Annotated in this window: 16 protein-coding genes and 3 tRNA genes; 12 read left to right on the top strand and 7 right to left on the bottom strand. The window is 66.4% G+C overall.

Features of this window, described 5'->3' with window-relative positions; all coding sequences use genetic code 11:
• Positions 1–27 precede the first annotated feature (27 nt).
• The 3 genes from J2S97_RS07870 to J2S97_RS07860 all read left to right on the top strand — a co-directional run bounded on the left by J2S97_RS07870 (position 28) and on the right by J2S97_RS07860 (position 3,237).
• Complete coding sequence (locus J2S97_RS07870) at positions 28–1,260, top strand: LolA family protein (protein ID WP_307048127.1); 1,233 nt, start codon at positions 28–30, stop codon at positions 1,258–1,260.
• Complete coding sequence (locus J2S97_RS07865) at positions 1,257–2,312, top strand: ABC transporter ATP-binding protein (RefSeq protein WP_307048126.1); 1,056 nt, start codon at positions 1,257–1,259, stop codon at positions 2,310–2,312. The genes J2S97_RS07870 and J2S97_RS07865 overlap by 4 nt, the downstream gene beginning before the upstream one ends.
• Positions 2,313–2,436: 124 nt before the next feature.
• Positions 2,437–3,237 carry an ABC transporter permease gene (locus tag J2S97_RS07860; RefSeq protein WP_373460530.1) on the top strand — a complete coding sequence of 267 codons (801 nt, stop codon included), beginning with the start codon at positions 2,437–2,439 and terminating at the stop codon, positions 3,235–3,237.
• A gap of 61 nt (positions 3,238–3,298) precedes the next feature.
• On the opposite strand, the gene J2S97_RS07855 is transcribed toward J2S97_RS07860, so the two are convergent.
• Positions 3,299–4,747 carry a C40 family peptidase gene (locus J2S97_RS07855; RefSeq protein ID WP_307048125.1) on the bottom strand — a complete coding sequence of 483 codons (1,449 nt, stop codon included), beginning with the start codon at positions 4,745–4,747 and terminating at the stop codon, positions 3,299–3,301.
• Positions 4,748–5,163: 416 nt separating this feature from the next.
• On the opposite strand from J2S97_RS07855, the gene J2S97_RS07850 reads away from it, so the two are divergent.
• On the top strand, positions 5,164–7,098 hold the full coding sequence (locus J2S97_RS07850; RefSeq protein ID WP_307048124.1) for a GGDEF domain-containing protein: 1,935 nt from the start codon (positions 5,164–5,166) through the stop codon (positions 7,096–7,098).
• Between the two features lie 6 nt (positions 7,099–7,104).
• Here J2S97_RS07850 and J2S97_RS07845 read toward each other — a convergent pair whose 3' ends face one another.
• The 5 genes from J2S97_RS07845 to J2S97_RS07825 form a co-directional block, all read right to left on the bottom strand.
• Complete coding sequence (locus tag J2S97_RS07845; protein WP_307048123.1) at positions 7,105–8,025, bottom strand: cation diffusion facilitator family transporter; 921 nt, start codon at positions 8,023–8,025, stop codon at positions 7,105–7,107.
• A 14-nt stretch (positions 8,026–8,039) separates the two neighbouring features.
• Positions 8,040–8,468 (bottom strand): metallopeptidase family protein, encoded by a 429-nt coding sequence (locus tag J2S97_RS07840; RefSeq protein ID WP_307048122.1) that lies wholly within the window; start codon positions 8,466–8,468, stop codon positions 8,040–8,042.
• Positions 8,469–8,477: 9 nt separating this feature from the next.
• Positions 8,478–9,455 (bottom strand): DMT family transporter, encoded by a 978-nt coding sequence (locus J2S97_RS07835; RefSeq protein ID WP_307048121.1) that lies wholly within the window; start codon positions 9,453–9,455, stop codon positions 8,478–8,480.
• Positions 9,456–9,574: 119 nt separating this feature from the next.
• On the bottom strand, positions 9,575–10,516 hold the full coding sequence (gene bla / locus J2S97_RS07830; protein ID WP_307048120.1) for a class A beta-lactamase: 942 nt from the start codon (positions 10,514–10,516) through the stop codon (positions 9,575–9,577).
• A gap of 138 nt (positions 10,517–10,654) precedes the next feature.
• Complete coding sequence (locus tag J2S97_RS07825; RefSeq protein ID WP_307048119.1) at positions 10,655–11,536, bottom strand: ArgP/LysG family DNA-binding transcriptional regulator; 882 nt, start codon at positions 11,534–11,536, stop codon at positions 10,655–10,657.
• A 72-nt stretch (positions 11,537–11,608) separates the two neighbouring features.
• Here J2S97_RS07825 and J2S97_RS07820 point away from each other — a divergent pair, with 72 nt between their 5' ends.
• Both J2S97_RS07820 and J2S97_RS07815 read left to right on the top strand, forming a co-directional pair.
• Positions 11,609–12,211 carry a LysE/ArgO family amino acid transporter gene (locus J2S97_RS07820; RefSeq protein WP_307048579.1) on the top strand — a complete coding sequence of 201 codons (603 nt, stop codon included), beginning with the start codon at positions 11,609–11,611 and terminating at the stop codon, positions 12,209–12,211.
• A gap of 95 nt (positions 12,212–12,306) precedes the next feature.
• A complete protein-coding gene (locus J2S97_RS07815; RefSeq protein WP_307048118.1) occupies positions 12,307–12,840 on the top strand; it encodes a methyltransferase family protein in 534 nt (177 codons plus the stop codon).
• 67 nt (positions 12,841–12,907) lie between these two features.
• Here the strand turns inward: J2S97_RS07815 and J2S97_RS07810 are convergent, their stop codons facing one another.
• Positions 12,908–13,930: a PHP domain-containing protein gene (locus J2S97_RS07810; protein ID WP_307048117.1), complete on the bottom strand. Its 1,023-nt coding sequence runs from the start codon at positions 13,928–13,930 to the stop codon at positions 12,908–12,910.
• A gap of 174 nt (positions 13,931–14,104) precedes the next feature.
• On the opposite strand from J2S97_RS07810, the gene J2S97_RS07805 reads away from it, so the two are divergent.
• The 6 genes from J2S97_RS07805 (at position 14,105) to J2S97_RS07780 (ending at position 18,912) form a co-directional block, all read left to right on the top strand.
• Positions 14,105–14,177 (top strand) — tRNA-Glu (locus tag J2S97_RS07805).
• A gap of 113 nt (positions 14,178–14,290) precedes the next feature.
• Positions 14,291–14,364 (top strand) — tRNA-Asp (locus J2S97_RS07800).
• 48 nt (positions 14,365–14,412) lie between these two features.
• Positions 14,413–14,488, top strand: a tRNA-Phe gene (locus tag J2S97_RS07795).
• 463 nt (positions 14,489–14,951) lie between these two features.
• Positions 14,952–16,034 (top strand): LacI family DNA-binding transcriptional regulator, encoded by a 1,083-nt coding sequence (locus J2S97_RS07790; protein ID WP_307048116.1) that lies wholly within the window; start codon positions 14,952–14,954, stop codon positions 16,032–16,034.
• A 78-nt stretch (positions 16,035–16,112) separates the two neighbouring features.
• Positions 16,113–17,792, top strand: coding sequence for an ABC transporter substrate-binding protein (locus J2S97_RS07785; protein ID WP_307048115.1), 1,680 nt, complete (start codon positions 16,113–16,115; stop codon positions 17,790–17,792).
• 142 nt (positions 17,793–17,934) lie between these two features.
• The gene (locus tag J2S97_RS07780; RefSeq protein WP_307048114.1) at positions 17,935–18,912 is read left to right on the top strand and encodes an ABC transporter permease; all 978 of its coding nucleotides are present in this window, start codon (positions 17,935–17,937) and stop codon (positions 18,910–18,912) included.
• Positions 18,913–18,924: the final 12 nt, after the last annotated feature.

Genomic DNA, 18,924 nt, shown 5'->3' with positions numbered 1-18,924 from the left:
AAGCTGCGATGTCGGAGCGGAGTTGTCATGACCAGAAAGTGGCTGCGGTGGATGCCCGCCGTTGCCGTGCCTGCCGTTATTGCCGCCGCTGCGCTGGCCGGCTCGCTGCCTGCAAGCGCAGGGGACCCGCTGCCCGCCAAAACGCCGGCCGAGGTGCTGGCCCTGGTGGCACAGCACAGCGCTCCGTCCCTCTCCGGGACCCTGGAGCAGACCTCCCGGATTGGCCTTCCGGAACTGCCCCAGGCGGGGCCGTCATCCGGGAGCGGCGGGGCCGCCTCCGTCCTGGAGCTGTTGAGCGGCCCGCACACCACACGGGTCTTCCTGGACGGACCCAGCAACGTGCGCGTCCAGGTGCTGGACCGCTTCGCTGAACGCAACGCGGTGCGGAGCGGCGACCAGGTGTGGTTGTACAGCTCCAAGGACAACACCGCAATGCACCTGACACTCCCCGCCGACGCCGGCCACACCAAGGATTTCGGCCATTACAAGCATCGGGACACCGGGATGCACGGTGTGATGCCGACGCCGGAGGAACTGGCCGGGCGGCTGATTGCCGCCGCCGATCCCACCACTGAAGTTGCCGTGCATCCGGAGGTCAACGTTGCCGGCCGGGCTGCCTACAACCTGGTGATCACGCCCCGGACAGAAGGCACCCTTATCGGTTCGGTCGCCGTGGCGGTCGATGGTGAGAGCGGCCTGCCGCTCAGTGTCGAACTGAAGGCCCGCGGCCAGGAAGAGCCGGCGTTCAAGCTGGCGTTTACCAGCCTGTCGCTCGAAGCGCCGGACGCTTCCCTGTTCGCCTTCAGCCCGCCTCCGGGCGCCACTGTCAAGGAAATTGAAGTCCCGGCCCACGGGACAGGACACTGGGGGAAAGGGCACTGGCCTAAACACGGAACGGAAAGCGGCGTAGTCCCCGACGCCGAAGATCCAGCCCCCGTAGCTCCTGACGCCGTTCCGCCGGACGCCGTAGAGCCCGACGCCGTCGCACCTGACTACAGGGATCCCAACGGCGCCCTCGCGCGGCCCACGGTGACGGGTACCGGCTGGGAGAGCGTGGTTGAATTCCCTGCCAGCCCGGCGTCCGCAGAGGCCGATGCGATGCTGTCTAACGATCCGCTGCTTCAGCAGGCCGCTGTTGCGGTGCCTGGCGGACGGCTCTTCAGCACCGCCGTCGTGAATGTGCTGTTCACCGATGATGGCCGCGTCTTCGCCGGGTCCGTTCCCGCGGAGCGCCTGCTGACCGCTGCTGCCGCGAGGTGACAGCCGCGGGCCGAGGCACAGAGCTCGCCATAGAGACGCGCGGGCTCAGCAAACGGTTCGGCCATCAGCTGGCCGTGGACGGAGTCAACCTGTCCGTTCCGAGCGGGTCCGTTTTTGGTTTCCTGGGTCCGAACGGCTCCGGGAAAACCACCACCATCCGAATGCTGCTGGGTCTTGCCGGGGCCACCGAAGGCTCCGTCAGCGTGCTGGGGCTGGAGATGCCGGACCGTTTCCACGAGGTCCTGCCTAGGGTAGGCGCCCTGGTGGAAGGCCCGGCGTTCTACCCGTTCCTTTCAGGGGCGGCCAATCTTCGGCGCCTCGATGCCGCGGACCCCTATGCGGCAACCTCCACGCGGCGTGCCCGGGTGGAGGCAGCGCTGGAACGCGTTGGACTGTCACACGCCGCCGGGAAGAAGGTCCGCGCGTACTCCTTGGGCATGAAACAGCGCCTGGGCATCGCCAACGCGCTCCTCTCGCCCCGGGAACTGCTGGTGCTCGACGAACCGACCAACGGCCTCGATCCGCAGGGAACGCGCGAGGTCCGCTCGCTGGTGCGGTCGCTGGCGGCGGACGGTGCCACGGTTTTCGTCTCGAGCCACCTGCTCGCCGAAGTGGAGCAGATCTGCACCCACGCAGCCGTGATGAGCGCGGGGCGGCTCGTGGCGCAGGGAACACTCCCGGAACTGCGCGACGCGGGCAAGGCCCGAATCCGCCTGGTAACGCCCGACGCCGGCCTCGCCGAGGGCGTCTTCGCCCGGCTGGGCATGACCCCGGTGGGCGGCCGAAGCAACGGAGCGCTGGTGTATTCCGCCTCGGTTGGAGAGGCGGGCGTCCCGGCCGGAACCGCCGCGCGGGCCGCCCCGGGCGGGCATGCTGACGGCGCTGCCCCACCTGACGGCGCCGAGCCCGCCGGCGGCGATGTGGTGCCGGAGGCCGTGGTGGCCGCCCTGGTGGCGGCCGGAGTGCGGGTCCGCGGGTTTGCCGTGGAGCAGGGCAGCCTGGAAGACCGCTTTGTGGCGCTGACGGGGGAGGGGTTCGACATTGCCCAGTAGAGAAGTGCCCGACAGAGAAGTGCCCAACAGGGCATTGCCTATCAGGGAAGTGGCCGGTACGGACGGTGCCGCCGACGTTGGCACAGCCGAACCGCCGTCGGACAGGTCATCCTCCGGGTGGCCGCTGCTGGCCTCCGAGCTGGCCGTCCTTTTCCGGAGGCGCCGGACCTGGGCCATGATGCTGGCGCTCGCCGCCGTGCCCGTGCTGATGGCAATCGCCGTCCGGGCCTCCTCGGCCGTACCGCCCGGCCGGGGGCCAGCCTTCCTGGACAGGATCACCCAGAACGGGCTGTTCGTGGGGGTGACGGCCATGCTGGTCTGCGTGCCGCTTTTCCTGCCGCTCACCGTGGGCGTGGTGGCTGGCGACACCATTGCCGGCGAAGCTGGCCTGGGGACCCTGCGATACCTGCTCGTCGCTCCGGCCGGACGGGTGCGTTTACTTCTGGTCAAATACGCGGGCGCCGCCGGGTTCTGCATTGTCGCCCCGCTGGTTGTGGCACTGGCCGGCGCCGGCATTGGCGCTGCGCTGTTTCCGGTGGGACCGGTGACGCTGCTGTCCGGCGACGTGATCACACCGGAGGAAGCGGTCGTCCGCCTGGTGCTCGTGGCCGCCTACCTGACGGTGTCGCTGCTGGGACTCTCCGCCGTCGGGTTGTTCCTGTCCACCCTGACGGATGTTCCCGTGGGCGCCATGGCCGCCACGATCGTGATCTCGGTGGTGTCCCAGGTGCTGGGTGAGCTGCCCCAGCTGGAATGGTTGCACCCCTGGCTGTTCAGCCACTATTGGTTCGGGTTTGCCGACCTGTTGCGCCAGCCCATTGCGTGGGATGCCTTCGGCGACAATGCGTTGCTCCAGGCCGGCTACATCGCCGTCTTCGGGGCGCTCGCCTATGGCCGGTTCGTCACGAAGGACATTCTCTCCTAGTGGCCGGAGCGGGTCCCGTGCGCTCCGGACACGGCTCCCTGTACCGGCGCGCTCCGTGCTCCTAGTAGCGGGCGGCGGTGGGGTGCAGCTGCATTCCGGCCATCCAGGCCAGGTCCGTCACAGTGATGCCGTCCTCCGGGTTGAGTGCCTGGACTACGCGCCCGCCGCCAAGGTAAATCCCTACATGGTAGAAATCGGGGGCTGATCCCCAGACCAGGAGGTCGCCGGGCTGCGCCTGCGACAGTGGCACGTGCACGGGAGCCTGGGCGTACTGCTGGGCTGCCGTGCGCGGAAGGTATTTGCCCGCCGCGGCGAAGGAGTTCTGTACCAGTCCCGAACAGTCGAATCCAAGCGGGCCGGAGCCGCCGTACTTGTAGAAGTAGGGGGACCCCACCTTGTCCAGTGCCGCCGAGATGGCGGTCTGGTTGGAGGCGCCCGGGGACGGGGCAGGAGCTGGGGCCGGAACTACGGGCGGAGGGGTAACCGGCTCTGGCCGAACGGGGGCCGGGGCGACCGGAGCAGGAGCCGCAGGAGCGGCCGGTGCAGCCGGAGCGGGAGCCGCAGGAGCGGCCGGAGCGGGAGCCGCAGGAGCGGCCGGGGCGGGTGCCGCAGGAGCGGGTGCCGCAGGTGCCTGCGCGGCCGGCCGGTTTTGGTTTTGCGCGCTGTTTTGTGCAGCTGCGGCCGGCGCAGCGGCGGCCGCGGTGACAGCCGCCAGCCGATCCTGGGCTCGCTGGCGGTCCATGGCGTCCACCCTGGCGGACTCGAGCGCCACGGTGGTGTTCTTGAGGCTTGCAAGTTGGTCCACCAGCACGGTCCGCTGGGACTTCGCCTCGGACACCGCCTTCGCATTGGCCGCGTTGGCGCGTTCCGCGTCAACCTTGCGGTCTTCGGCCGACTTGGCGGCATCGTCGGCGGCCCGGTTGGCGTCTTCCGCGGCTGCGGTCAGGGACTTGGCGGCCGAGGCGGCGTTATCGGCCGCTTCGAAGGCCCGGCTGCGGCTGGCAGAGATGGCTTCAAGGGTGGCGGCCTGCTGCAGTGCATCGCCGTTTCCACTGACAAAACTGCTCAGTGCGGGATTGAGCCCGCCGTTCCGGTACAGGTCCCCGGCCAGCTGCCCCACCTGCTTGCGGGTCTTGGCCTGCTCGGCCTCGGCGGACGCGGCTTTCGCCGACGCGAGCGTGGCGGCATCCCGGCGGACCTCGAGGGTGACCAGGGCATCACCGTAGGCATTGTTGGCCCGCATGGCCGCCGCAAAGCTGGCTTCCTGGGCTGCGGCGGCGTCCGCCAGGATGCGGTCGATCCGGGTGACCTGGTCCGCCGTCGCGCTTTCACTTGCCTTGGCTGCCGCGATCTCTTCGGGGGACGGAATCTCCGGCGACGCCGGAACAGCCACAGTGGGCACCGCTGCGGGCGGCAGCGGTGCGGCCTGGGCGGGCAGGGTGAGGGATCCGAGGAGTACGACGGCGGTGCACAGCACGGCCGCTTTGCGGCCGGATCCGGTCAAACCCATCAATAAACCTCGCAGCAGTCAGGCTGGAATGAGCGAGGAGTTTGGATTTTCACACGTGATCGTCACAAGTAAATGCCCCGCTGCGGAGACCCAGCACACCCGAGGCTACGTGCCAGCAGAAACTTTGGCAACACTGGTCACATCACTAACATAAACAACAAGGGTGTGATTTCGTCACATTGGTTTCGGCGTGTCTGCAAAACCGGCGCAGTGAGCGATTCCCTGTTCGTCAACAGGCCTGTTCGACTATCGTGGCCCCTAACCGGCTCTCTGCTCGCAGGGTATCCGTTCTTCCTTGCGACGGGGGCGTTGTGGAAAATCGTGGGCACCACTTGTGGTCGGATGGCGAAGCTGACAGCGGACCTTCCCGCAGGCCCGGACGCCGGGGAAGGCGCCGCGGCCTCAACGCGGAAGGCTTGTCCTTCACGGTCCGCTGGGTGTTCGCGGTGTCGGCGGCGATGCTGGTTGCAGGTCTGATTGAGTATGGCGTCGCCCGGCAGCACATCATTGACCGCGGGCTGGAGGATTCCCGCCGGACCTACGAGGCTGTGGCCGGAAGGCTTGAGCAGCTCCTCGTTGCGGACACGAACCCGTTGCAGCGCGAGCAGTCGATTGCTGCCGAGGTCCGCCATCTGCAGCACAGCCAAGGCACTGTGTATGTGGGTTTGTTTGACGCGGCGGGGACGCTGATCGTCCGCGGCGGCGACGGCGACGGCGGCGCATCCGACCATGCTGACGCCTCCCGTTTTTCCGAGGTGCTCTCCTCCGGCGAAACGACAGTCGAAACCGAAGCCGAAATTGGCGGTAGAGGAATTACCCGGTACGAATTCCTGGTGCCGGTGTCGGCCCCGGAAGGAACGCTGATACTTGAGATAGACCAGCATGCGGACATCATCACGGCATTGATCGGAGACCTGGGACCGCACAAGATCGTGGGGCTGTTCACTGCGATAGTGGTCGCCATACCGTTGTCGTATGTCTTCGGCGGACACTCCCTGCAGCGGCATCAGATGCGCACGAAACAGCAGGCTGACGGGGACCCGCTGACCGGCCTGGCGGGTCGCCGTCCGTTCAAGCCGTTACTTGAGGCAGCACTGACGGACACACGGTACGCCGTCACGTCCCTTGTTCTGCTCGATATTGACGGATTCAAACAGATCAACGACCGGCTGGGCCACAGCCACGGCGACCGCGTCCTGCAAGGCCTTGCCGATTCCTTCCAAGTACTTCCCGGGACCGACACCCCCTTCCGCCTCGGCGGTGACGAATTCGCCGTCATCCTCCCCGGCAGCGATGAAGACCGGGCAGCCGACGCGCTCGACCAGATCCGTGCTGACCTTGCCAAACGGTTCCCGGGCGTGACGTTCAGCGCGGGCATCGCCGCAAGTTCGGACGAGTCGCTGACCTTGACGGAACTGTGGGAGCGCAGCGACGCGGCGCTCTACGAGGCGAAGCGCCTGGGTCGGCGTCGAAGCATCTCCTTCAAGTCCATGGCCGAGGGCCACACTGTCAGTGCCGAGAAAATCGACGAGCTCACCGCCCTGGTTTCCAGCAATGCGCAGCTCAACGTGGCGTTTCAGCCCATCTGGGACCTGCGCCGTGGCGTGGTTCTCGCCCACGAGGCATTGTTGCGCCTGCCGGCAGGATCAAGGATCAACGGACCGCAGGAGGCGTTCGATCTTGCCGAACGGCTCGGTATTGCGGCGGCGCTGGATGCCCGCGCGCGGTTAGCCGTCCTGGCGGCTGTCGGCAGCCAGCACTGGGAAGGGCTGCTGTTCCTGAACCTGCACCCTGACGGGTTGCCATGCTTCGACCTTGACCGTTTGGTCTCCGAGCTGGCCGCAGCGGGACTGGAACCTGAAGACGTCGTTCTGGAGGTGACGGAGCAGGCCGGTCTGAACCATCCTGATTCGATCCGTACTCTCAGGCATGCCCAGGACCGGGGCTTCCGGCTTGCCTTGGATGACATGGGCAAGAGCAACGCAGGACTGCATGCCCTCAGGCTGGTCCGATTCGACATCATCAAAATTGACGGGGACGTGATCTCCCGGCTCGACAACGACCCTTCGGCGGTGGCCACCGTGGCGGCCGCTGTCACGTTCGTCCAGCAGGCCGGAGGATGGATCATTGCCGAGGGAATCGAGGAACCCGGCATGCTCACCATGCTCCTGCAACGCGGCCTTGCCGGCGCTGCCTTGCAGCAGCCTGTCATCGCCGGACAGGGCTACCTGCTGGGCCGTCCTAGCGAGCGGCCGGTCGGACTCGACACGCACCTGTCCGTCCTCGACGAGTTCGCCGTCGGCCTGGCGCAGGGCACTCGGGACCTGGACGGACAACAGAGGATTCCCTAGTGCCGCTCACGCGTGCTGGTGGGACTCGTGCTCGGAGTGGCTCTCGGGTTCCAGCTGGAAGGTGCAGTGTTCGGTGTCGAAGTGCGAGCCGAGGCAGGAGCCGAGCTTGTCCAGCACTTGGTCGGCGCCGCGGGCGCTCAGCACGGCGTCCTCCACCACCACGTGGGCGGAAAAGACCGGCATTCCGGACGTGATGGTCCAGATGTGGATGTCGTGTACGGACACCACACCGTCCACGGAGAGGATGTGTTCGCGGATCATCTGGACTTCAACGCCCTTGGGGGTGGCCTCCAGGAGCACGTCCACCACATCGCGGAGCAGGTGCCACGCCCGGGGGAGGATCATCACTGCGATGACCATGGAGGCAATCGTGTCCGCCGCTTGGAACCCGGTGACCATGATCACCACGGCCGCGGCGATCACGGCGAACGAACCCAGAAGGTCCCCGAGCACCTCAAGGTAGGCGCCGCGAACGTTGAGGCTTTCCTTTTGGGCGCTGCGGAGGATCAGCAGCGACACCAGGTTGGCTATGGCGCCCAGGACGGCGGCGTAGAGCATCACATCCGTCTGGACTTCCGGTGCCGAACCGATCCGCCGGATGGCTTCAATGAAGATCACCACGGAGATCACAATCAGCACCAGTGCGTTGGCGAGAGCTGCCAGCACCTCGGCGCGCTGGTACCCATAGGTCCGCTGGTCGCTCGCGGGCCGGGTGGCAATCCAGGCGGCCAGCAGGGCAATGAACACGCCGGCGGCGTCGGACAGCATGTGGCCGGCATCGGCCAGCAACGCCAGGGATCCGGAGATCGCGGCGCCGATGATCTGGATCAGGACCACGGCCAGGGTGATGCTGAGGACGGCGATCAGGCGTTTGCGGTGCTTGCCCGTGGCCGTAATGCCGTGTGAGTGGCTGTGGTCGTGTCCCATGCCTACAAGGCTAGCTAGTCCCAGCCCAGTTCGTGCAGTCGTTCGTCGCTGATGCCGAAGTGGTGCGCAATCTCATGCGTCACAGTAATGGCCACCTCCTGGATGACTTCTTCCCGGGACGAGCAGATTTCCAGGATGGGCTCGCGGTAGATGGTGATGCGGTCCGGGAGCGAGCCCGCGCCCCACCAGGCATCGCGCTCGGTTAGGGGGACGCCCTCGTAGAGGCCCAGCAGCACGGTGTCCGGGTCCTCGCCGGGCTGCGGAACGTAATCGTCCTCGATGAACACGGCAACGTTGTCCATGGCCCGCGCCACATCCGGAGGGATGCGCTCCAGGGCGTCGCTGACGGCCGACTCGAAGTCTTCCTCGGTCATCGGGAATGGTGTGTCATCATCCGCCCCGTCCGGGACGATCGGGAGACCTGGCGGCAGGTTGGCGGGCATACCAAGACTCTAGCGGGACTTTCGCCGCGTCAGCCCCACACCTACGAGGCAGATCACGCCGCCCACCAGGCCCCATACGGTGGGCACTTCACCGAGCACCAGCCAGGAGATGAGGATGGTGGTGCCGGGGACCAGATACGTGGTGGCAGCCAGCTTTCCGGCGTCGATGAGGGACAGTGCGTACGCCCACGTGGTGAACGCGATCGCCGTCGGGAAGATCCCGAGGTAGACGAGCCCAAGGGTTGCCGGCAGCGGGGCCTGCTGCAGTTCGCCCACCAGCTGGCCGCTGAACGGCAAGCAGCAGATGGCGCCGACCATGATGCCGAACCAGGTGGCCTGTGCCGCGGGGAACTTCCTCAACACCGGCTTCTGGACGATGACGCTGACGGCGGCGAGCACAGCGGCCAGGAGGCAGAGCAGCACGCCCAGCACGTCCGCCGTCGACCGGTGGCCGGAACCCAGCGCGATGACGGCCACGCCCGCGAACGCTATCAGGCTGCCGATAATCAGCCAGCGCGGGAATCCCTCTTTGAGGATCACCCCGGCCATCACGGCGATCAGGATGGGGTTGACGTTGATCAGCAGGGCGGCGGTGCCCGCGTCCAGCATGTGCTCGGCGGCGTTGAGGGCCACGTTGTAGCCGCCGAACCACATCACGCCGTACGCGAGGATGGGCCACCACTCACGCCCACGGGGCAGGTTCCGCAGCTTGGGCAGCACCACCAAGCCGAGGACGACGGCGGCAATCGCCAGCCGTCCCAGGGTCAGGGATCCGGGGGAGAAGCTTGGGCCCACCGCGCGGATGCCCACGAAAGCGGAGGCCCACAGGATCACGGTGACGGCGACGGCAGCGACTCCAAGTTTGTTGACCGGCCCCCGTCCGGTAGTGGTCGGCGCGGGTTGCGGGGCGGGTGAGGGGGCAGCGTGCGGAGACCCTTCGTGGGGGCCTGCGGACGGAATGGGGCCGGATGCGGCGGTGCTAGCCATGTTGCCAATCTAGCCCTCGCCGCGTCGCTGCGGCTGGCGGAAATCGGTCATGTGTAGTCGAGATCCTGCCAAACTCGTCGGGGCGTGGCTGGACGCTTTCGGCGGGACACTGGCGCTGGTTACTTGCCGCTGGTCACCGCCCGGGTAATGGCCGCCACCAGTTCGTTGCTCCCCGGCGTTTCGGCCACGTCGGTGGCGGAGTCAGTGAGGATGGAGAGCACCAGCGGTTCGCCGGCGGGATTCCAGATGACGCCGACGTCATTCACGGTGCCGAACAGCCCGGCGCCGGTCTTGTCTGCGGACGTCCAGCCGTCCGGCAGGCCCGCCCGGATGCGCCTTCCCGATGTGACGTTGGCCAGCATCCAGCCTGTCAGCAGGGACCGCGGTTCCGGGTTGAGGGCGCCGCCCAGCAGCAGCTCCCGGTACCCCTGTGCGAGCGCCCGCGGCGTGGAGGTGTCCCGCGGATCACCGCGCTCGGCGTTGTTTAGCTCGGGCTCCCAGCGGTCAAGCCGTGTTTCCGTGTCGCCAAGGGACCGGGCGTAGGCGCCGATCGCCGCAGGTCCTCCCAGTTCCTCCAGCAGCTGGTTTCCCGCCGTGTTGTCGCTGTGTGTCAGCGCCACTTTGCAGAACCATTTCAGCGGCAGGGTGCTCCCGGCGAAGTCAGCGCATTCAGGTGAGTTCACCACCACCCCGGCCGGATCGATGGGGATGCCCCGGTTGAGGTCCGCTAGCCCATTCCAGGCGCGTTGCAGCAATGCCGCCGCGGCGTAGACCTTGAACGTGGAGCACATGGCGAACCGCTCGTCCGCCCGGTGCCCGAACTCCGCGCCGGTGAGTCTGTCTGCCACAAACAGCCCGACCCTCGCGGAGAAATCCCGCTCGAGCCTCTCCATCCGCCGCGACAGCCAGTCCCTCCGTTGAAGGAGCACACTGGCCGCTGCCGACCCTTGGTAACTTGCTGCCACCGGCGCGCCGGCGAGGGCGATGCTTCCTGCCACAGGTGCCGCCAAGGTCCCGGCGAGCAGGGTCCGCCGCGAAATGTTTGAGTTACGTCCGGCCATGACTGCTCCCCAGTGAGTTGGGCCCGTTCCGCACCGCCATCCGGATCGCCGACTGGAAAATCGTTCGCGCCGACGGCGTGCACGCGAGGTCCACTCAACCGACGTCACCCTAATTTGTCAATCACTTTTACAAAGCTGTCACCTCAGCACGCGGGCAGCATCCTGGATCGCTGCCGCGACGCCGTCCAGCAAGGTCGATCCGTAGCGCCACTGCTGCCAGTGCAGCGGGACGTCCACGAAGGACCTGGCGGCCATTGTCTGGAGCGTTCGCTGATCAAGGTCTTCACCGATTTCGATCTCGGGAAGCAGGCCCCATCCCATGCCCAGCCGGATGGCTTCGCCGAACTCGTGGGCTGCGGGCACGTAGTGGCGCGGCGGCTGCAGGGGCTTGCGGCTGAACCGCCGCAGGTAGCGGTCCTGCAGGTCGTCCTTGCGGTCAAAGATGATAACCGGGGCCTTCGCCAGCGACTCCGCCGTTGCCCCGCCGCCGAACCAGGTTGCGGCGAAGGCCGGAGTGCAGACCGGCAGGTAACGCATCACCCCGAGCCGGCGGGAAGTGCAGCCGGGGGTCGGTTTGGCGGTGGCCGTGATGGCCGCGGCCGCTGCTCCGCTGCGGAGGAGTTCCAGCGAGTAATCCTGGTCCTCCCGCAGGATTTCCAGCTGGACCGTTCCGGCCGCCGCAGCCAGCCCGGCAAGCGCCCAGGTGTGCAGCGAGTCGCTGTTGATCACGAGGGTCAGGCGGGCGTCCTGATGGCGGTTGCCGGGCTGCAGTTCGTCGGCGAGGTCTGCGGAGAGCATTTCCAGCTGCCGGGCGAACCGCACCACGGCCTGGCCGGACTCGGTGAGTTCAATCGGCCTGGTCCTTCTCAGGACGGGACGGCCCACGGCCACCTCGAGGGCGCGGATACGCTGGCTGACGGCGGAGGCGGTCACGGAGAGATGGCTGGCCGCGCCATCGAAGCTGCCTTTCGCAACGATGGCCGCGAGCGTCCGGGCCTGATCCGGATGGATGTCGATCATTAGCTCATCTTATCTAAGCCCAGAATGTTTAACTGGTTTCATGAGGAAGATCCTCCTACCGTTGGGAGGGTGATCCTCCTCCCCGTAGTCTCAGGCCTGGCCAGCGGCCTCTCGCTCATCGTCGCCATCGGCGCCCAAAATGCCTTCGTCCTCCGCCAAGGACTCCAGCGCTCCCATGTCGCCCTTGTCATCTCCGTTTGCGCCGTCTCGGATCTGGTGCTGATCCTGTTGGGTGTGGCCGGTATCGGCGTCGTGATTGAACAGGCCCCGGCTGCCCTCGAGGTGGTGCGCTGGGCAGGAGCTGCCTTCCTGGCGGCCTACGGAGCCTTCGCCGCGTGGCGGGCCATCCGCGGGCAGGCGCTTGGGCAGCTCGCGACGGGGAAGGCTGCCAGCTGGGTTGCCGTCCTGGGAACCGGCCTGGCGTTTACATGGCTGAACCCCCACGTGTACCTGGACACCGTGCTGCTGCTCGGGTCCCTGGCCAGCACCCACGGCCCGGACGGCCGGTGGTGGTTTGCCGCCGGGGCGGGACTGGCCAGCATTGCCTGGTTCACGGCCTTGGGTGTCGGCGCGCGGTTCCTGGCCCCGGTTTTCCGGCGCCGGAGCTCATGGCGCATTCTCGATGCCGTGATCGCCTGCGTCATGTTGACGATGGCCGTCTTCCTGGTCGCCTGAGTTCCGGCGAACGCTCCTGCTGTGGCAGTCACGGGCCGGCAGGTCAGGGCCGGTGGCCCTTGTCCGTTCAGGAGGGCGGGTTCACGATTGCTGGTATGACAGCGTCTTCAGCCTCGGCCCGCGAAAGAAGGCGCGCAGCCATCGGCACTGCGGCCTTCGCGATTGCGCCGGCAACGGTGGCCGGAGTGGTTCCGTGGCTCCTGACCGGCTGGGAAGTGGCGGCGCCTGTCCCCGGCGGAGTTCCTGCGCAGCTCACGGGCGCGCTGCTGATCGGAGCAGGCGCGGCGGTGATTGCGAACTCCTTTGTGCATTTTGCCGTGGAAGGCCTCGGGACCCCCGCGCCTTTTGCGCCTCCGAAGCGTCTGGTGGTGGGCGGGCTCTACCGTTACGTGCGGAATCCGATGTACGTGTCCATCGCGGCGGCCGTCGCCGGGCAGGGGCTTTTGCTTGGCCAGCCGAAGCTCTTTGTGGCACTGGCCATCGGCGCCGTTCCCGTGGTGGCGTTCGTCAGGCTCTACGAGGAGCCGGTGCTGACGCGGAAGTTCGGGGCTGACTACGAAGAGTACCGCCGGAACGTCCCGCGCTGGCTGCCCAGCCTCACGCCGTGGCGGCCCGAGGATCAGGAATAATCCCGGCGCTGGTTGCAGCACGGCCAGGCCTCCGGCGGGCGCCGGGGTTAGCCGGCCGGAACGGAGGCTACTTTCCGCGTCCGGACCACTCCAGCAACCGGTCCAGTGGCCAGGTCGTGACGATCCGCTCCGTGGGTACGCCGTTCGCGGCCGCCCGCTCGGCTCCGTATTGCAGGAAATCCAACTGGCCCGGCGCATGGGCGTCACTGTCGATGCTGAAGAGGCAGCCGGCAGCCAGGGCCAGTTGGATCAGCTCGCCCGGCGGGTCCTGCCGCTCGGGACGGGAATTGATTTCGACGGCGACACCCTGCTCGGCGCACGCGGCGAACACCCGCTGGGCGTCGAACTCGGACTGGGGCCGCGTTCCCCTCGACCCCTGCAGCAGGCGCCCGGTGCAGTGGCCCAGGACATTCGTGTGCGGATCGCTGATGGCGCCCAGCATCCTGTCGGTCATGGTGCGCCGGTCGGAACGGAGCTTCGAGTGGACGCTCGCCACCACGATGTCCAGCCGGTCCAGCATGTCGGGTGACTGGTCCAGGGTGCCGTTCTCCAAGATGTCCACCTCGATGCCGGCCAGCAGGCGAAAGCCGCTGCCGTCGTCGTGGTTGATCCCCGCCACGACGTCCAGCTGCTCCGTGAGGCGTTCGGCGCTCAGTCCGTTGGCGATCTTGAGGTTGGGTGAGTGGTCCGTCAGGGCGAGGTAGTCCCGGCCCAGCGTCCGGGCGGCGTCAGCCATGAGTTCGATCGGGGACCCGCCGTCGGACCAGTCGCTGTGGCTGTGCAGGTCACCGCGGAGGGCGGAGCGCAGTTCGGCGCCGCCTTTCGCGAGCGGCTGCTGCCCGCGTTGCCGCAGGCCCTCGAGATACTCGGGGACGCCGCCGTCGACCGCCTGCCGGATGACCTCGAAGGTTCTGTCCCCGATGCCCTTCATGCTCTTCAGCCGGCCGTTGCGTGCCCGCGCTGCAACCTCGTCCGGATCCAGGGCGCCGATGATTCCGGCCGCCTTTCGGAACGCCTGGATCTTGAACGTGGGGGCCAGCTCGCGTTCGAGCCAGAAGGCGATTTCATTGAGGGCATCAACGGCGTCCATCAGTCCATCTTGCACCCGCCCCGCACCGAATCCTGCACCTGTGCGAGGCCGATTTTGGATATTCGGGAAGTAGGCTCTATAGTTTTAGAGGTCCAGTTCGGAGCAACTCGAAAGGACAAAAACGAAAGGCTTCGGCCCTTTATTTTTGCCCTGAATGAGCCGGATTGAGTTCAGGCCCCCATCGTCTAGCGGCCTAGGACACCGCCCTTTCACGGCGGCGGCACGGGTTCGAATCCCGTTGGGGGTACGCAAGGAAGTGGTCAAACCGGACCGAAAAGTCTGGTAGGCTAAAGGCCTTGAAAAATTGCAGTAGCGATACTGCAGACAGCAAGAAACACGCAGTACAAGCAGTACAAGCAAGGCCCTGTAGCGCAGTTGGTTAGCGCGCCGCCCTGTCACGGCGGAGGTCGCGGGTTCAAGTCCCGTCAGGGTCGCTCTGATTGCCAGAAGAAATTCCGGCTGTCATGGTGACATGTCACCTAGGCTCTGTAGCTCAGTTGGTAGAGCGTTCGACTGAAAATCGAAAGGTCACCGGATCGACGCCGGTCGGAGCCACCACTGGGAAGCATCAGTTCTTCGGAACTGGTGCTTTTCTTCTTTAACCGCCCGCCCCTGAGGTGGCCCGCCCCAGCCTAGCGGGCCCGCCCCAGCGTGGCCCTGTGGTTTGGCCGCCCTAGAGGTGGCCCGCCCCTCCGCGCCGGCCCCTTGCCCTGCCGAGGTGTATTCCCCGTCGCCTGGTCTTTTCCCCCAGCCGACAGCGGGGGAGCCGACCGTTTCGAGGGGATTTCCTGTCAGCCTAGCCCGGCCACCCGCGTCGTCGGTACGTCGCGGCAACATCGCGGTGGGCGCCGGAAGCCGCGGCAAGCTGGACGCAAACTGCAGGACCTACCGCGAAAATTACCCGTTGACAGGATCCAAGTAACGCGCGTAACCTAAATCACACGCTCGAAGTAACGCGCGTTAGTAACCGAGATTTCAGCTGGCCACGGCGGCCAGTGTTGGCAACGTTCCGGAGCATTCAATGGCGAACAGCACACCCACTGCGGCGGAGGCGACTCCCACGGCCCCCGGGCACCGCGGCGTCACCATGGCGGACGTGGCCAAGGCAGCCGGCGTGTCCCGCACCGCGGTGTCCTTCGTCCTCAGCAACCGCGAGAACGCCAGCATCTCCGAGGAAACCCGCACCCGGATCCTCGAAGCCGTCCAAGCGCTCGGCTACAGGCCCAACGCCGGCGCCCGCGCCCTGGCATCGCAGCGCAGCGACTGGTACGGCATCGTCACGGAGATCGTCACGGCACCGTTCGCCGTCGACATCATCAAGGGCGCGCAGGACCAGGCCTGGCTGGACCGCCGGTTCCTGCTCATCGCCCCGTCAGACCAGGCCGACGCCGTAGGACCCAACAAGGGCATGGAGGATGCAGCCTTCGAAAAGCTGCTGGAGCAGAGGGTGGAAGGACTTCTGTACGCGGCCACCTTCCACCGGCCCGTGCACGTTCCGAAAAGCGCCAATGAGGTGCCCACTGTCCTGATCAACTGCTTCGACGCCGACGGGAAGCTGCCCTCGATCGTCCCGGACGAACGCGCCGGGGGCCGGGTCGCCGTCGAGCATTTGCTCCAGGCCGGCCACAAGAGAATCGGCGTCATCAACCTGGATCCGAATATCCCCGCCGCCGTCGGACGACTGGAGGGGTGCCGTGAAGCACTCGCCGAAGCAGGGCTGGAACTGGACCCTGATCTTATAGTCGCGGGATACGCGACGGCGGACGGCGGCTACGAGGCAGCCTGCCAAATCCTTGACAAATATCCCGCTGGGGAAGGCAGGCCAACTGCCCTGTTCTGCCTCAACGACCGGATGGCCATGGGCGCGTACGACGCCATCAAGGAACGTGGACTGGCCATCCCCCAAGACATCGCCGTGATCGGCTTCGACAACCAGGAACTCATTGCGGCCTACCTCAGGCCCAAGCTGACCACGGTTGCGTTGCCCTTCGAGGAGATGGGTGCGCTGGGTGTCCAGACACTCGCAAGCCTTACAGCAGGACAGCCGATCATTGCACATCAGCAAATGGTCGACTGTCCGCTGCTAGAACGCTATTCAGTCTGACGGCAAATCAACTACTGAACGGCAACCCCAACCACACCTTCACCTTCGACAGCGAAGACGAGGAAAGAGATATCCATCATGACACAAGCACGATTCCTTAGGTCTGCCCGCATCGCAGCGGCCGGCCTGGCCATGGGCGCCCTGGTGCTCACCGGCTGCTCCGCCAACGCGGGCAACTCCGGCTCCGCCAAGGCTGACGCCTCGGCCCAGAGCGCGCTCCTGACCATTCCCCGCGAAGACATGGGCACGTTCGTCCGGAACTTCAACCCGTTCGCCCCCACCGTGGCCCCCATGACCCAGCAGGCCATCTACGAATCCCTGCTGGTCTACAACCCGGCCAACGGTGACACCACCCCGTGGCTAGCCAGCGAATGGAAGGCAGCCGAGGACGGCAAGTCCATCACCTTCACCCTCCGCGACGGCGTCAAGTGGTCCGACGGCCAGCCCCTGGTCCCGGCCGACGTTGTCACCACCTTCGCGCTGCAGAAAAAGATCAAGGGCGGCTACGACTACCTGGACACGGTCACGGCCGAAGGCACCAACCAGGTCAGGTTCAGCTTCAAGACCGCCTGGTCCCCGGCCCTGTTCGATCTGGGCCAGCTGAGCATCCTGCCGGACCACGTCTGGTCCAAGATCGCGGACCCCGAGAAGGAAGCCAACGAAAAGCCTGTTGGCACCGGCCCGTACACCGAAGTGGATACTTTCCAGGCCCAGTCGTTCGTGCTGAAGAAGAACCCCAACTACTGGCAGCCGGAAAAGCAGAAGATCGCCGGCATCAAGATGCTCGCCTTCGCCGGGAACGACGGCGCCAACCTCGCCGCCGCGAACGGCGATGTGGACTGGGCGCCGCAGTACATGCCCAACATCGAGAAGACCTTCATTTCCAAGGACCCGGACCACCGCAAGTACTGGTTCCCGCCCACGGGTTCCATGATCAACTGGCAGCTGAACACCACCAAGGCCCCCTTCAACGACACGGACGTCCGCAAAGCACTCTCGATGGCCGTGGACCGTGAGCAGGTCACCAAGATCGGCATGAGCGGCTACACCAAACCGGCGGACTGCACCGGGCTCTCCGGGAACCATGAAACCTGGAAGAACAAGGACGTCCAGGACAACTGCGACTGGACGAAACTCAACGTTGACGAAGCCAACAAGCTCCTGGACAAGGCCGGCTACCCCAAGGGCGCGGACGGCAAGCGCACGCTGAAGGACGGCAAGCCCTTCGAGTTCAAGATCTCCGTGGGCGCCGCGTCCTCCGACTGGCTCTCGGTGGCCAATGTGATCGCCCAGAACCTCGCCGAGGTGGGCGTAACGGCAAAGGTTGATTCCCCGGACTGGGCAGCCGTGGTTGCCGGCTATGAGACCGGCGACTTTGATTCCGGCATCGTCTGGAGCGCCAACGATCCCAGCCCCTACAAGTACTTCGCGGGCATGATGGGCACCGCCACGGTCAAGCCGGTGGGTGAGAAGGCGTTCGAGAACTACCACCGCTTCGGCGATGCCAAGGCCGACGCCCTGCTGACCGAATTCGCGGCCGCCGCCGACGAGGACAAACAGCACGAAATCGCGGACAAGCTCCAAGAGGAGTACAGCGCCGTTGCCCCCGCCATCCCGCTGTTCGCAGGCCCGGAATGGGGCGCGTACAACAACACACGCTTCACCGGCTGGCCTACCGAAGAAAACCCGTACGCCACCCTGTCGGTCCGGGCACCCACTACGGTGCTGGTCCTGACCTCGCTGGAACCGGCCAAGTAAGGGCTAGCCGGCCCCGGGCCCGTATGCCCACACCACCCCTTCAGCAGCAACGGCGTGCCCGGTGCCCTTAGGCATCTGATCACCGGTACCTACGCACCGGGCACGCCGCCCCACTTCCGCAATTCCCGAATGGAGGGAAACCGTGCGCTTTATCCTGCGCCGCCTGGGTTTCTACCTGATCGCCTTCTGGGTGTCCATCACTTTGAATTTCCTCCTCCCGCGCTTTATGCCGGGGGACCCCGTATCCCGCATGTTCGCCCGCACCCAGGACCGCATGCAGCCCGAACAGATCGAGGCCCTGCGCAAGCTGCTTGGCGTCGATGACCGGCCCATCTGGGAGCAGTACGTCGACTACCTGCACAACATGGTCACCGGGCAGATGGGCGTCTCCATCTCCCGGTTCCCCACCCCGGTCACCGAAGTGATCGCCTCGCAGGTTGGCTGGACGCTCCTGCTGGGCGGGACCGCGCTGGTGATTGCCGCCGTCGTGGGCAACCTGCTCGGCATCCTGGCCGCCTGGCGGCGCGGCGGGGCCATTGACTCGGCTCTGCCTCCCTTCCTGATCTTCATCGGGTCCTTCCCGTACTTCTGGCTCGCGATGGGCGCCCTCTACCTGTTCGGCGTCACCCTGGGCTGGTTCCCCATCCGCCACGCGTTCAGCGACACCATCGAGCCCAGCTTCAGCTGGGAGTTCGTGTCCGACGTCGGGATGCACCTGGTGCTGCCGGCCCTCACCATCGTGCTGGTTTCGGTGGGCGGCTGGATGCTCGGCATGCGCAACACCATGATCGCCACCAACGCCGAGGACTACATCACCATGGCCGAAGCCAAGGGTCTGCGCCCCGGCCGGATCATGTTCCGCTACGCCGCCCGCAACGCCATGCTGCCGTCGGTGACCAGCTTCGGCATGAGCCTGGGCTTCGTGGTGGGCGGTGCGCTGCTGACCGAAGTGGTGTTCGCCTACCCCGGCGTGGGCTACCAGCTCCTCAACGCCGTGCAGGGCCTCGACTACCCGCTGATGCAGGGGCTCTTCCTGACCATCACGGCCGCCGTGCTGCTGGCCAACTTCCTCGTGGACATCCTCTACGTCCGCCTCGACCCGCGCGTGCGCGCCAACTAGGAAGGACGGATC

Source organism: Arthrobacter oryzae (assembly GCF_030812315.1).
GTDB lineage: Bacteria > Actinomycetota > Actinomycetes > Actinomycetales > Micrococcaceae > Arthrobacter > Arthrobacter oryzae_B.
This window is presented reverse-complemented; position numbering and strand designations above follow the sequence as displayed.

Bases quoted from the DNA above. Each gene is read 5' to 3' on its own strand.
- J2S97_RS07815 (WP_307048118.1), top strand. From the start codon at position 12,307: ATGACAGCGTCTTCAGCCTCGGCCCGCGAAAGAAGGCGCGCAGCCATC.
- J2S97_RS07840 (WP_307048122.1), bottom strand. From the start codon at position 8,468: ATGCCCGCCAACCTGCCGCCAGGTCTCCCGATCGTCCCGGACGGGGCG.
- J2S97_RS07835 (WP_307048121.1), bottom strand. From the start codon at position 9,455: ATGGCTAGCACCGCCGCATCCGGCCCCATTCCGTCCGCAGGCCCCCAC.
- J2S97_RS07825 (WP_307048119.1), bottom strand. From the start codon at position 11,536: ATGATCGACATCCATCCGGATCAGGCCCGGACGCTCGCGGCCATCGTT.
- J2S97_RS07810 (WP_307048117.1), bottom strand. From the start codon at position 13,930: ATGGACGCCGTTGATGCCCTCAATGAAATCGCCTTCTGGCTCGAACGC.
- J2S97_RS07845 (WP_307048123.1), bottom strand. From the start codon at position 8,025: ATGGGACACGACCACAGCCACTCACACGGCATTACGGCCACGGGCAAG.
- J2S97_RS07870 (WP_307048127.1), top strand. From the start codon at position 28: ATGACCAGAAAGTGGCTGCGGTGGATGCCCGCCGTTGCCGTGCCTGCC.
- J2S97_RS07785 (WP_307048115.1), top strand. From the start codon at position 16,113: ATGACACAAGCACGATTCCTTAGGTCTGCCCGCATCGCAGCGGCCGGC.
- bla (WP_307048120.1), bottom strand. From the start codon at position 10,516: ATGGCCGGACGTAACTCAAACATTTCGCGGCGGACCCTGCTCGCCGGG.
- J2S97_RS07790 (WP_307048116.1), top strand. From the start codon at position 14,952: ATGGCGAACAGCACACCCACTGCGGCGGAGGCGACTCCCACGGCCCCC.
- J2S97_RS07855 (WP_307048125.1), bottom strand. From the start codon at position 4,747: ATGGGTTTGACCGGATCCGGCCGCAAAGCGGCCGTGCTGTGCACCGCC.